Annotated in this window: 12 protein-coding genes; 8 read left to right on the top strand and 4 right to left on the bottom strand. The window is 45.6% G+C overall.

Features of this window, described 5'->3' with window-relative positions; all coding sequences use genetic code 11:
- The first annotated feature begins 37 nt into the window (after window positions 1-37).
- A complete protein-coding gene (locus R7F67_RS07550) occupies window positions 38-1,441 on the top strand; it encodes an aspartate aminotransferase family protein (RefSeq protein WP_132937004.1) in 1,404 nt (467 codons plus the stop codon).
- A gap of 171 nt (window positions 1,442-1,612) precedes the next feature.
- Window positions 1,613-2,134, top strand: coding sequence for a DUF2058 domain-containing protein (locus R7F67_RS07545; RefSeq protein ID WP_017633576.1), 522 nt, complete (start codon window positions 1,613-1,615; stop codon window positions 2,132-2,134).
- A gap of 93 nt (window positions 2,135-2,227) precedes the next feature.
- Here the strand turns inward: R7F67_RS07545 and R7F67_RS07540 are convergent, their stop codons facing one another.
- The 3 genes from R7F67_RS07540 to R7F67_RS07530 all read right to left on the bottom strand — a co-directional run bounded on the left by R7F67_RS07540 (window position 2,228) and on the right by R7F67_RS07530 (window position 4,201).
- Entirely contained in the window at window positions 2,228-2,842 is a 615-nt protein-coding gene (locus R7F67_RS07540; RefSeq protein WP_017633575.1) for a LysE family translocator, read from the bottom strand.
- Window positions 2,843-2,919: 77 nt separating this feature from the next.
- The gene (locus tag R7F67_RS07535) at window positions 2,920-3,312 is read right to left on the bottom strand and encodes a ribosome recycling factor family protein (protein ID WP_017819813.1); all 393 of its coding nucleotides are present in this window, start codon (window positions 3,310-3,312) and stop codon (window positions 2,920-2,922) included.
- Between the two features lie 19 nt (window positions 3,313-3,331).
- Entirely contained in the window at window positions 3,332-4,201 is an 870-nt protein-coding gene (locus R7F67_RS07530) for a LysR family transcriptional regulator (RefSeq protein WP_005373812.1), read from the bottom strand.
- 105 nt (window positions 4,202-4,306) lie between these two features.
- On the opposite strand from R7F67_RS07530, the gene R7F67_RS07525 reads away from it, so the two are divergent.
- A complete protein-coding gene (locus R7F67_RS07525; protein ID WP_258475863.1) occupies window positions 4,307-5,563 on the top strand; it encodes an adenylosuccinate synthase in 1,257 nt (418 codons plus the stop codon).
- A 374-nt stretch (window positions 5,564-5,937) separates the two neighbouring features.
- Entirely contained in the window at window positions 5,938-7,002 is a 1,065-nt protein-coding gene (gene ansB, locus R7F67_RS07520) for an L-asparaginase 2 (RefSeq protein ID WP_213869136.1), read from the top strand.
- Window positions 7,003-7,078: 76 nt separating this feature from the next.
- Here the strand turns inward: ansB and R7F67_RS07515 are convergent, their stop codons facing one another.
- Window positions 7,079-7,915, bottom strand: coding sequence for a pyruvate, water dikinase regulatory protein (locus tag R7F67_RS07515; protein WP_005373820.1), 837 nt, complete (start codon window positions 7,913-7,915; stop codon window positions 7,079-7,081).
- 251 nt (window positions 7,916-8,166) lie between these two features.
- On the opposite strand from R7F67_RS07515, the gene ppsA reads away from it, so the two are divergent.
- From ppsA to tyrS, 4 genes are all read left to right on the top strand, one after another.
- Window positions 8,167-10,539, top strand: a complete 2,373-nt coding sequence (gene ppsA, locus R7F67_RS07510; RefSeq protein ID WP_005373822.1) for a phosphoenolpyruvate synthase — start codon at window positions 8,167-8,169, stop codon at window positions 10,537-10,539.
- Window positions 10,540-10,709: 170 nt separating this feature from the next.
- On the top strand, window positions 10,710-11,489 hold the full coding sequence (locus tag R7F67_RS07505) for a hypothetical protein (protein ID WP_167415724.1): 780 nt from the start codon (window positions 10,710-10,712) through the stop codon (window positions 11,487-11,489).
- A 193-nt stretch (window positions 11,490-11,682) separates the two neighbouring features.
- Complete coding sequence (locus R7F67_RS07500) at window positions 11,683-12,489, top strand: response regulator transcription factor (RefSeq protein WP_021707696.1); 807 nt, start codon at window positions 11,683-11,685, stop codon at window positions 12,487-12,489.
- 81 nt (window positions 12,490-12,570) lie between these two features.
- Entirely contained in the window at window positions 12,571-13,830 is a 1,260-nt protein-coding gene (gene tyrS, locus R7F67_RS07495) for a tyrosine--tRNA ligase (RefSeq protein WP_042523265.1), read from the top strand.
- Window positions 13,831-13,906: the final 76 nt, after the last annotated feature.

Below are 13,906 nucleotides of genomic sequence, written 5' to 3'. Positions count from 1 at the left end.
CGAAATATGGATATCCAATTATTCGAGGAGAAGGATCATGAGTAACAAAACCCAACAACTTTTAGAGATCGATCGTCAGAGAGTATTTCATGCCTCAACCCACCTGAAGCAGTATGCGGCCGGGGAGCTTCCGGGAAGAATTATCTCGAGCGGAAGCGGAATACGCATCACCGATTCAGAAGGCATCGAGCTGATAGACGGCTTTGCCGGGTTGTATTGTGTAAACATTGGCTATGGCAGGACCGAAATGGCCGATGCGATTTATGAGCAAGCCAAAGAACTGGCGTACTACCACACGTACGTCGGTCATACGAACGAAGCGCTCGTGACACTGTCAGATCGCATCATCAAAATGGCGCCTGAAGGCATGAGCAAAGTTTACTACGGCATGTCAGGCAGCGACGCGAACGAAACTCAACTTAAGTTGGTATGGTATTACAACAATGCTCGTGCTCTACCAGAGAAGAAAAAAATCATTTCGCGTGACCGCGGCTACCATGGTTCAAGTATCGCGTCCGGTTCAATGACAGGTTTGCCGCTGTTCCACGCCCATTTTGATTTACCACTTGAGCGTATCAAACACACCATCGCGCCATATTATTATCGCCGTGAAGACGAGAGTATGTCTGAGCTCGAATTCTCTCAATATTGCGCAGATCAACTCGAAGCGATGATCTTGGAAGAAGGCCCAGAAACGGTAGCAGCAATGATTGCAGAACCAGTGCTCGGTACTGGCGGTATTGTGCCACCACCAGCAGGGTACTGGCAGGCGATTCGCAAAGTGCTCGACAAATACGATGTACTCTTGATTGCGGATGAAGTGGTGTGTGGCTTTGGTCGCCTCGGCTCCGATTTTGGCTCACTGCACTACGACATGAAACCAGATCTCATCACGGTAGCGAAAGGGTTAACCTCAGCGTATCAACCGCTGTCTGGCGTGATCGTCGGTGAACGAGTTTGGAGTGTGCTAGAAAACGGCACCGACCAATGGGGCGCTATCGGACACGGTTATACCTACTCTGGTCACCCAATGGGAGCGGCAGCCGCGAACTGCAACCTCGATATCATTGAACGTGAAGGCTTAGTGCAAAACGCGGCCGAAGTCGGCGCTTACTTGCAGCAACGTATGGCAGAGACGTTTAACGATCATCCATTAGTCGGTGATACTCGTGGCGTTGGCTTGTTGCATGCGTTGGAGTTTTCTTCAGACAAGCTTCGCCGAGCACACTTTGATCCAAACTTGAAAGTAGGCCCGCAAATCGCGGCGGCCTGTTTAGAGCAAGGCTTAATCGCTCGCGCTATGCCACATGGTGACATCCTCGGTTTTGCTCCACCGCTTATCGCGAATCGTAACGATATAGACACCATTGTCGACAAAGCGCATCAAGCGGTAAACAAAGTGATGGATAACCTCGTCACATCTAAACAGTGGCAGCCATAACCCACCTAGATTTCAGTAACGCTCGCGGGCTTTGGAGAAGGCCCGCTTTGCACTTTCCTTAAAGAGATAACAAGCCAACCAAACATTTTAGACCCATAGGAAGCACTATTATTTACTACAAGTGGCAATAGTGGGTAAAATGCCCAAAATTGCGCACTAACTGGATAAAACATGGCAAAACTTACCCTTCAAGAACAAATGCTGAAAGCTGGCTTAGTTAATGAAAAGAAACTAAAGAAAGCGAAGAAAGGCTCTAAAAAATCACGCGTTCAAGCACGCGAAGTAAAAGCGGCGGTTGAAGAGAATAAACGCCAACAGTTAGAGCGTGATAAACAATTGAGCGAGCAGCAAAATGCTGAGCGATTAAATAAAGAGATCAAAGCGCAGATCAATCAGTTGATTGAGATGAACAAGATCGACTTAAAAGATGGCGACATCAAATACAACTTCACTCACGGTACGCTAGTGAAATCTCTTTATGTAGATTCACTTATCCGCGAGCAGTTGATCAAAGGTATTTTGGCAATCGCAATTGTTGGTGAAAGCTATGTTGTCATTCCACGTGGAGTAGCGAATAAAATTGCTCAACGTGATGAGTCCGTCATCATCGAACAAAAAGAACCTGAATCGGACATTCCAGCAGAAGACGATCCATACGCAGATTTCGTCGTGCCTGACGATTTGATGTGGTAACAATAAATTAATCGATGCATCAACGAAAAGAGCCGCTGATGTAACATCAGCGGCTTTTTTTATAGAAAAATAATCTACGGAGATGATGTGTTGTTATTGCTTACTTAGTAGCAAATTCGCACCTGATGCGGCTAAAAACAGCGAACATCCGCGATTGAAACGTTTCGCCATTTTGGGATTTGAAAACCAGTGCCTCAAGTACAAACCAAAGATGGCATAGATTGAAATGGCGACCATTTCTAATATCAAAAACGTGGAGCCAAGGGCAAAAAACTGCTCTTGAACGTTGGCATTGGCATCAACAAATTGCGGCAAGAATGCAGTAAAAATAAGAATCGCTTTCGGGTTGCCAGCAGCGAGCGTAAATTCTTGTTTCGCCAGTCCTGCGTAGTTGCGCGAATTGTCCAAGTCAGAGATCGGGCTGGACTCTGAGCGCCAAAGGTTGAACGCAATCCATAGTAGATACAGCGCCCCTACCAACTTTATTGCCAAAAATAGCATTTCTGACGTATACAAAATCACAGCCAGACCTGATGCAGACAACGCAATCATCGCTGAAAAAGCAGCAATTCTGCCTAAACTGGCCGTAAACGCGGCCCTAAAGCCGTAACAACGCGCATTATTCATTGCCAATAAATTGTTTGGGCCAGGAGCCATATTGAGAGCAAAGCAAGCAGGAATAAAAAGGAGAAGCTGCCAAATATCCATAATAAAATGGTCTTAGTGAGTGATTTTGATCGGTACCCTAACATCTGTTAATAAAGTGAGTAAACCACAAACCGATCTTAAAGCAACTCAGCATCAAATCGTGCCGTGCGAGCTTGAACTAACGTGCAGTTCGTTTCAGCCATCAGCTCCGCTAAGGTGATGTTTGGGTTTTGTCTCACCAAACGTATCAACTTCACGTCCAAAGGTTCCAATTTGTCTTGGTGAGCAAGTAGAGCTTGTTCGATCTTGTTGATCGCAAATCGCATCGTCTCTGCTTCTTCGTTTTTTAGATGCTCTAAAAACGCTTTTACATCCAAAGCCTCGCCTGAGATTTGCCAGTGACGAGATCGTCTAATTCTCTTAAGATCGCACTGTTTTTCTGCTGCGAGTGTTTTCGCTCGCTTGGCATGGTCACCCCCAATACGGTGAATCAAGGATGGGAGCGAAATCGTAATCTTCGTTTCTTTCATGGCTTTTTCTTTCATCGCCTTAGCCCTCAACCACCGACACATTCTCGCCAACCCAAGCCAACAACTGTTTTGCCGCTTTGGACAACACCTGATTTTGACGCACGATGTAGCCGAAATCAGTGTTTGGAAAACTTGGCAAAGGCGTAACTTCACGAGAAAGCTTTAATCTCGGATCGAGCGAGAAATCCGGCACAATAGCAGTCCCAAATCCCGCTTCCGCCCAGTCGATTTGTGCTTCCACACTGCCCACTTCCATCACGCGATGCTTAGGCAGATTTAGCTCAGGTAAAGACGCATCAATCAGCTCTCGGGTTCGAGTATCGTGCCCTAGTAGAATCAGCGTCTGGCTCTCTTTTCGATTGTCTTGCCACTCAAAAATGTTATCGCCAAACGCACACCAGTGAATTTGCGTGAGAGGCGTAAAATGCAGCGGTTGACTCTCTTTTTGTGCGATAACAAAGCCGATATCGGCACGCGCACTTTTCACCAAATCCACCGCTTGAGAAGATGTGGTGTTGAACAATGCCAAGTCGATCCCCGGATATTCACTTTTGAATTGCTGAAATGGTTTGATAAGCAGTAAACGTGAAACAATATCGCTCGCCGCAATAGAAAGCGTCCCCTGCGTAAGATCGTTGATGGCATTGAGATCTGACTGACAAATTTGCAGCTCATTGAGCATCCGCTGCGCAGTAGCTAACAAACGCTTCCCCGCTTGCGTCAACTGCACGGGATTTCGCTCAATCAATTTCGTGCGCGTGGCTTGCTCCAACTGCTTGATATGCAAACTTACGTTCGGCTGCGTCATGTGCAGTTCCGTCGCTGTTTTACCAAAGTGTTTTACCTCTGCAAGAGTTACGAAGGTTCGCAGCCAGTTCAAATCTAACATTGCCAATTCCGATATGAAATTCTTATCAAGTTAATGAGTATAATTAATTTCTCTTATTATGGCGAACACCTTAAGATTTTTGCATCTGTTTTTGGAGATTAAATTATGTCGTCTATCGTTGTTGTGGGTGCAAACTGGGGTGATGAAGGCAAAGGCCGCATCGTTGACTTTTTGGCAGAGCAAGCTTCTGCGAGCATTCGTTTCCAAGGTGGTAACAACGCGGGTCACACCGTGGTTAACGATCTAGGTACGTTCAAGCTGCACCAGCTTCCAAGTGGCGTATTCAACCCTGACTGTTTGGCAGTGTTAGGTCCGGGTATGGTTATCAGCCCTGCGTTGCTGTCTCAGGAGATTGCGGAAGTTGAAGAAGCGGGCGTAAAAGTGAATATGTGCATCTCTGATCGCGCAACACTGTGTCTACCTCTACACGCACTAGAAGATACGCTAGAAGAACAACGTTTAGGCGACAAAGCATACGGTTCAACTCGTCAAGGTATTGCACCTGCTTACGGTGACCGCGTAATGAAGAAAGGCATCCTAGTTGGTTGGTTGAAGCAACCAGAAGTATTGGTTGAACGCCTTCAATTCATGATGGATTGGAAACTGCCGCAACTGCGTGCACTTTACCCGACGTTCGAGTTTGAACAAACCGCTGAAGAACTGGCGAACTGGCTGCTAGAAGTGTCTGCACCTTGGCGCGATTCAATTTGCAACGTAACGCTTCCTCTAAAAGAACTACAAGCGAAAGACAAAACTCTCTTGTTCGAAGCGCAGCTTGGCGCGGGTCGTGACCTTGTTTACGGTGAGTACCCTTGGACAACATCTTCTAATGTTGTATCAATGTACGCGGGTATCGGTAGTGGCCTTCCGGCACTTCGTCCTGAACGCGTTATTGCGGTTGCAAAAGCCTTCAGCTCATCAGTGGGTACTGGTACGTTGATCACTGCAATGGAAGAGCAAGACGCTTTCCGCGAACTTGCTGGCGAGTTCGGTGCAACTACGGGTCGTCCACGCGATATGGGCTACTTTGACGCAGTCGCTACGAAGAATGGCGTTGAACTGCAAGCCGCAACTGAAATTGCACTAACGAAAGTAGACTGTTTGACTGGCCTTAACGATCTGAAAATCTGTGTTGGCTACGAAGGCAACCACAGCGAAAACCCAATCTGGCCTCAAACTGCCTCTCTTGCGCCAATCTACGAGAAGATGGAAAGCTGGAGCGAGGACATCACAGGTTGTCGTAAGTTTGAAGAGCTTCCAGTAGCAGCACAGAAATACGTTCTACGCATTGAGGAACTGATGGGCGTACCAGTAAAAATGGTGTCTGTGGGTCCTGGTCGTGAACAAATGATTATGCGATAAGATGTGAATTAACACATCATTGGCAAGCGGCTTTTATCTGTTCCGGGGTAAAGCCGCTTTTTTTACACTGTAAACTTTGGAAAATTGCACGGCTAAATTCATGTTTAATAACCTCATCACGAGACTCCTACCTCCTTTATTTATAAATCAATAAATTATAGGACTTAACACGTTGTGCACGTTACTAGCACATCTCACTTGTTAAAGAAGCACGTTAATTAGGTTAACTGGTTGATTTGATATTCTTTAAGTGATTAGTTGATCACGATTTTCATATGCAATTTGTTGAGCTTGTGCTCAAAAATTCTCCCGTTCTGTTTTTAGGATAGAGGTTGTTCCCCAACCAACATCTAACCTAAAAGCAGGTGATTCCCATGACAAAAAATCTTTTCCGCCTCAGTACGATAACCCTCGGTTTATGCATCAGTTCGTTCTCTTTTGCGCAATCCGATCTTCCGAACATTAAAATTCTTGCCACTGGTGGCACCATAGCAGGCGCAGGTCAATCTGCAACAGAATCAAACTACACAGCAGGTAAAGTCGGCGTTGAATCATTGATTTCTGCGGTGCCGAGTATGACCAAGATTGCCGATATTTCTGGAGAGCAAGTGGTCAGTATCGGTTCACAAGATATGAATGATGAAGTGTGGCTAAAATTATCGAAAAGAGTTAATGAGCTACTCGATCAAGATGATGTTGACGGCATCGTCATTACTCATGGTACGGATACGTTAGAGGAAACCGCTTACTTCCTTGATCTGACCGTCAAGAGCAAAAAGCCTGTCGTGATCGTCGGTGCAATGCGTCCTTCCACCGCAATGAGTGCTGATGGACCAGTCAACTTATACAATGCAGTCGTAACAGCCACCGATGAAGATTCAGAAGGACGTGGCGTGCTAGTCGCAATGAATGACACGATTTTCGATGCGCGAGATGTGACAAAAACCAATACAACCTCCGTCAGCACTTTCCAGTCACCCAACTTTGGTGCTATCGGCTACATTCATAATAGCGATGCCAAATATCAACGAAGCCCAGAACGTAAACATACGACAGAAACCCCATTCGATGTATCAAAGCTTACTAAGTTGCCTAAGGTCGGTATTGTTTATAACTATGCAAATGCCTCCAGTTTGCCGGTGAAAGCCTTTGTGGATGCGAAGTTTGACGGCATCGTAAGTGCTGGTGTCGGTAATGGTAACTTGTACCACACTGTGTTTGATGAGCTAGAGAAAGCGAGTAAAGATGGCGTTGTTGTTGTAAGAAGCTCCCGAACGCCTAGCGGCTCAACGACTTTGGATGCTGAAATTGATGACGACAAATATGGCTTTGTTGCCGCAGGTACATTGAACCCACAAAAAGCACGTATCTTACTGATGCTGTCACTGACTCAGACGAAAAACTATCAAGACATCCAAAAGATGTTCCAATACTATTAATTCTGTCTAAGGCTCATTCGATAGAGGAGGTACACACCTTACCTCCTCTTACACATAGCGACATGAGCGTCTCTTGTTAGCCAAACAAGCGACGCTTCATTCCTGCTTTTTCCAGAATACGCGTAGTAATTTCCTCAACAGACAGAGAGGACGTATTGATATATGGGATCGCCTCTCTTCTAAACAACGCCTCAACAGTGTCTAGCTCCAGCTTGCACTGCTCTGTGCTAGCGTAATCACTTCCAGACAAACGATTTTCACGGATTTCAGTCAAGCGCTCGGGATCGATCGTCAGCCCAAACAACTTATGACGATGGATCTCAAACTCAGGCAACAAACGCATCATCTTCACATCTTCCGCAATGAACGGATAGTTCACAACACGTAAACCAAATTGCATCGCCATGTACAAGCTAGTCGGCGTTTTTCCGCTGCGCGATACTCCCAGCAGGATAATATCGGCTTGTTCCAACCCTTTTAGCGTGATGCCATCATCATGCGCCAATGTGTATTCAATAGCCGCAATACGGTCAAAATAGGTGTCGGAATCTTTCCCCACGCTGCGAGAACGCTGCAACTTAGGCTTTGGTGCCATCTGAATGTCGTCTTGCACTTTCTGCACAATACTCTCCAACACATCGTAACTGTATGCCGGCGCTTCAAGCAGCATTTCACGTACTTCTGGAACGACAATTGAGAAAAAGACCAGAGGTTTGACGCCATTGCGCTGGTAGGAAGTTTCAATTTCTTTGACTACGTCAGTAGCTTTGTCCTGGCTTTCTACAAACGGAAAGGTTTTTTCGTTAGGAATGAACGGAAATTGACCGAGAACAACATGCCCTAATGTCTCACATGTTATCGCCGTACCGTCAGAAACATAGAACACATCACGACTTTGGTTATTTATTTGCATTTCTGTTTAATTTTTCAAAATCTTTTGAGTAGGATGGTACACATAATATTAATAAATCAGTTTGGCTTTCAGTTAGGTTCACCACAGCTTTAAAAATTCTTTTGAATTTTTTTCAGCCAGAACGTAATCGTTTGCCTTTGATATCAATCTAAATGAAGCAATGTATGGTCAACGTGTAATAACAGCCAACATGCGATTGTTTAGATCGATTTAAGTCCCCCTACTAAGCTGCAATGTTTCTGGAGAAAGACATGCAAAAGAACACCCTCTGGTTCAATGGCCTATCCATGGATGATGTCGACAAAGTCGGCGGTAAGAATGCTTCACTTGGCGAAATGGTTTCTAACCTAGCAAACGCAGGCGTTTCTGTACCAAATGGTTTTGCGACAACCTCATACGCGTTTAACCAATTCCTTGACCACGAAGGTTTGGATGAGCGTATTCACCAATTACTCGATGAACTAGACGTTGAAGATGTAGAAGCTCTGCGTAAGACAGGTGCAAACATTCGTCAATGGGTATTAGAGGCCCCTTTCCCTGCGGACCTTGAACAAGAAATTCGTGAAAATTACCAAGAACTGATCGAAGGCAATCCTGAGCTTTCAGTCGCAGTTCGTTCATCTGCTACGGCAGAAGACCTACCTGATGCTTCTTTTGCTGGTCAGCAAGAAACGTTTTTGAACGTGAAAGGCATCGACGCAGTACTAGAAGCAACTAAGCACGTTTACGCTTCTCTATTTAACGACCGTGCGATTTCTTACCGCGTTCACCAAGGGTTCGACCACCGTGGCATCTCGCTATCTGCGGGTATCCAACGTATGGTGCGTTCAGATAAAGCCTCGTCGGGTGTTATGTTTACACTAGACACTGAATCGGGTTTCGACCAAGTTGTCTTCATCACCTCTTCATGGGGTCTAGGCGAGATGGTCGTTCAAGGTGCAGTAAACCCTGACGAGTTCTACGTTCACAAGCCAATGCTTGAAGCAGGCGAACACCCAATCGTTAAGAAAACATTTGGTTCTAAGTTGATCAAAATGATCTACTCAGATAACCAAGAAATCGGCAAACAAGTTGATATCGTTGATACTTCTGATGAAGAGCGCAACACGTTCTCATTGAACGACGACGAGATTAAAGAGCTCGCAAAACAAGCAATGATCATCGAAAAGCACTATCAGCGTCCAATGGACATTGAATGGGCAAAAGATGGCATTGATGGCAAGCTGTACATTGTTCAAGCGCGTCCTGAAACCGTATGTTCACAAACGGAACAAAACGTGATTGAGCGCTACGAGCTACAAAACAAAGCGGATGTTTTGGTTGAAGGTCGTGCAATCGGTCAGCGCATCGGTAAAGGCGTGGTTCGCTTGGTTGACTCTCTGGACCAAATGTCTTTAGTCCAAGAAGGTGACGTGCTAGTTACAGACATGACTGACCCAGATTGGGAACCAGTGATGAAAAAAGCATCTGCAATCGTAACCAACCGTGGTGGCCGTACGTGTCACGCTGCCATCATCGCTCGTGAGCTTGGTATTCCTGCAATCGTTGGCTGTGGCGATGCGACAAGCAAGTTAACCGATGGTGCAACCGTGACCGTATCTTGTTCAGAAGGTGAAACGGGCTACGTTTACCAAGGTGAACTTGAGTTTGATGTAAAACGCTCTTCTGTTGATGAACTGCCACTGCTACCAACAAAAGTGATGATGAACGTGGGTAACCCTGATCGCGCGTTTGACTTCGCACAAATTCCAAATGAAGGTGTTGGTCTTGCGCGTCTTGAATTCATCATCAATAAGATGATTGGTATCCACCCGAAAGCATTACTTAACTTTGATGCACAAAGCGATGAGCTAAAAGCAGAAATCACTCAGCGTATTCGTGGTTACAAAGATCCTATCGATTTCTACGTAAGCAAACTGACAGAAGGTATCGCAACCATTGCTGCGGCATTTTGGCCGAAACGCGTTATTGTTCGTATGTCTGACTTTAAGTCTAACGAATACAGCAACTTGGTTGGCGGTAAAGCATACGAACCGCATGAAGAAAACCCAATGCTTGGCTTCCGTGGCGCGTCTCGTTACATTTCTCCAGTGTTTGAAGACTGCTTCGAGCTAGAAACTCAAGCAATCAAACGCGTTCGTAACGAAATGGGTCTGAAAAACGTTGAAATCATGATCCCATTTGTGCGTACACCAAGCGAAGCAGCATCAGTGATTGATTTGCTAGCGAAGTTTGATCTGCGCCGTGGCGATCAGGGTCTTAAAGTCATCATGATGTGCGAACTGCCATCCAACGCGGTCCTTGCCGATGAGTTCTTGAAGTACTTTGATGGCTTCTCGATTGGCTCAAACGACATGACTCAGCTAACGCTTGGTCTTGACCGTGACTCTGGCGATGTCGCACATCTATTTGATGAGCGCAACCCAGCGGTTAAGGTGATGCTTCAAATGGCGATTGATGCGGCAACAAAAGCAGGCAAATACGTTGGTATTTGTGGTCAAGGCCCATCAGACCACGACGACTTAGCGGAATGGCTAATGGATCAAGGTATTAGCTCTGTATCACTAAACCCAGATACGGTTATCGATACTTGGTTAAAACTCGGTAAAGTTAGCAGCAAGTAACACACGATAAACTCTAGCCCTCACACTCCCCTTGTGAGGGCTTTGTTATTCACACGTCATTTCACAATCAGTTCGTGATTCCTCTCTCAAGTTCGTCATTTAGTCAATTTCATTATCAAAGTCTGATGACCTAAAATGAATGGTATATCGATAACTCCAGAGAGAATTTGATGAAAAAGCCTATCGCACTCCTTACTACATTGATGCTCCTGGCATCCCCTGCTTATGCCGATTGGGATGAAATTTCCAATAAAATGTCTGAGCTTGGCGACGCAGTTTCTGATACTGCACAAGATGCTTGGGACGACACCAAAGCGTTTTCAAAACAAGCGTGGCAAGATTTCACGAATTGGTCCGAGGAAGCGATCAATACCGCAGGCGAATGGACAGAAGCCAGCATCGAGAAAAGCAAAGAATGGATAGATGCTGCCGACAAAAAAATTGATGAGCTGATGGAAGGCGATACGCCAGAAGAAGCTCGCCAAGCTGTGGACTTAATGGCAGATAGCGCTTTGCTCAAGTTATTTAATGAAAAGCCGGAGGCAAAAGCTATTTACGACAACGCGTACGGCTACGCGGTCTTTGATTCTCGTAAATTATCTTTGCTGTTTCACACCAACTCAGGGTCAGGAGTCGCAGTGAATAAGGAAACAGAAGAACGCACTTATATGAATATGTTTGGTTTGGGCGTTGCACTTGGGGCTGGCGGAAAATTTTACCAACAAGTGGTTCTGTTTGAGAACAAAGAAGACTTTGATACGTTCGTCAACGAAGGATGGGAGGCCACAAGTGAAGCCTCTGCTGTTGCGGGCGAAGATTCAGAGCAACTTTCAAAACAATTTAACAGCGGCGTCGCCGTCTATCAGTTGAACGCTAAAGGTTTGCTCATCGATGCTAACGTGTCTGGTTCTAAATATTGGGTTAACGAAGAGCTCACTAACTCGCAGTAATGCATAGCAACTAATCGCTTAAATAAAACCGTTGTTATGCACCCTTATCAATAAGTTAACGGGGATATAATTCCTCAAAACTGAGCACTTACGCAACTTTCTCTATGGAAGTCACCAGAAGATGGCGACTTCCCTTTCTCGTTGGATTGCTTTTGGTTATGCTTGCGCAAAACCACCTGCAATTCGGTATCCCATGCCTGACAATAACTTTAATAATCTGCTAGCAGAAGCAATTTCTGCTCTTAACACGCCTAACTTTACTCCTAAACTTATGCGTGTCATTCGCACTCTTTTTCATTTTGATTGCGCAGTTATTTTAGGTTACCGAGAAGGTAAACATCCTATTTATCTCTACGACTCAATTGAGAACGAGCGAGAGTTACTTTTTCAACGCTACCTTACTGACTCATTTCAAAATGACCCTTTTTTTCTCAAACTAAACGAGACAAAGCAACAAGGCGTATTTACGCTCAAAGACGTGGCGCGTAAAGGCGTTGACTTCACCTCATACTGCGAGCAGTTCTATCATCAAACAGGGTGGAAAGACGAGCTTAGCATGCTAGTCGAAGTTGAATCTGGCCGTTGGGTCATGCTGTACTTCGGATATATGACTGATGGAAAATACTTTTCTCAGCAACAAATAAATAAGCTAAAGCCCTATTTCCCGATAATTCAGTCGCTTTGTCAGCAGCATTGGAAACAAACGGAATTTACCTTTTCTGAGCCTGTTTTTGCACAGAGTGCTTATTCTGGCAGTATGCGATTAGCCATTGAGCAAGCTTTAGCAACGTTTGGCGTAGAATCACTCACCCGTCGAGAACAAGAGGTGGCTTCGCTTCTCGCTCAAGGGTTTGACACCAAAGAAATTGCCGCGCGGTTACACTTAGTTCAAGGCACGGTCAAAAATCATCGAAAGCGAATTTACTCGCAATTAAATGTGTCTTCATTGAGTGAGTTATTCCAGCTTTTCCTCAATCACCTCATTCTCCATTCAAGATAAAAACTGTCCCTTAAGGGATATATCGAGAAAAGGTGTCGCGTTTTAGTCTGAATGTAACAACCACTAAGACAGACAAAAAGAATGACGACACCATTACTGCAAGATTTACAAGATCGTGGCTTGATTGCACAAGCCAGCGATTTGGAAGAAATTCAGACACTTCTCTCACAGCCACAAACCGTTTACTGCGGCTTCGATCCTACAGCTGGCAGCTTGCATATCGGCCACCTCGTGCCTTTGATTATGCTTAAGCGCTTTCAAGATGCCGGACACCAAGCTGTTGCCTTGATTGGCGGTGCAACGGGCATGATTGGCGACCCAAGCTTTAAAGCGACTGAGCGCAGTCTGAACTCAGAGGAAATCGTCTCAGGCTGGGTTAACGATCTTTCTAATCAAATTCAGCAGTTGATGAATCACCAACTGACCAAGCCGATGATCATGGTGAACAACGCTGACTGGATGAAAGCGATCAATGTGATCGACTTCTTCCGCGATGTGGGTAAGCACTTCTCGATCAATACTATGGTCAACCGAGAATCGGTAAAACAACGCCTGCAACGACCTGACCAAGGTATCTCCTTCACCGAATTTAGCTACGCCCTACTGCAATCGTACGATTTTGCCGAGCTAAACCGTCGATACGGTTGCCGTTTGCAAATCGGTGGCAATGACCAATGGGGAAACATCGTCAGCGGGATCGATTTAACTCGCCGTCAAAATGGTGAGCAAGTATTTGGCTTAACTCTGCCGCTGATCACCAAATCCGATGGCACCAAATTTGGCAAAACTGAAGGTGGTGCAGTATGGCTAGATCCTAGCAAGACCTCTCCTTACGCGTTCTACCAGTTCTGGCTTGGCGCAGAAGACGCCGACGTTTACCACTTCCTGCGTTACTACACGTTCTTGAGCTGCGAAGAAATTGCCAGCATTGAAGCGCAAGACCAAGCAAGCCAAGGTAAGCCACAAGCACAACGTATCCTCGCTGAGGAAATGACGCGATTTGTTCATGGCGAAGAAGGCCTAGCTAGCGCCGAGCGCATCACTCAAGCTTTATTCAGCGGTAATGTGCAACAACTGAGTTTGGGTGAATTAAAACAATTGGAGTTGGATGGTTTACCAAGCATTGAGAGCGCACAGCAAGATTTGGTTGAGCTGTTGATTGAGTCGGGTTTAGCAAGCTCGAAGCGTGTTGCACGCGAACACATCAGCAACAACGCCATCAGTGTAAACGGTGAAAAAGTGGCGGCTGATAACCCAAGTTTGAGCTTCCCACTGTTTGATCAATATTGGTTACTGCAACGCGGTAAAAAGCACTTCTGCCTCGTGAAGCGTGCCGCGTAGTAACACTCGAAGTACAAAGCCCATAAAAAATTCCCCTCACTGCTTTCGTGATGAGGGGAATTCAAATTTGAACGAT

It is taken from the genome of Vibrio sp. YT-17, assembly GCF_033337375.1.
In the GTDB taxonomy this organism is placed as follows: Bacteria; Pseudomonadota; Gammaproteobacteria; order Enterobacterales; family Vibrionaceae; genus Vibrio; species Vibrio alginolyticus.
Note: the sequence above shows the minus strand (reverse complement) of the source record. Positions and strands in the feature narration are given on the sequence as shown.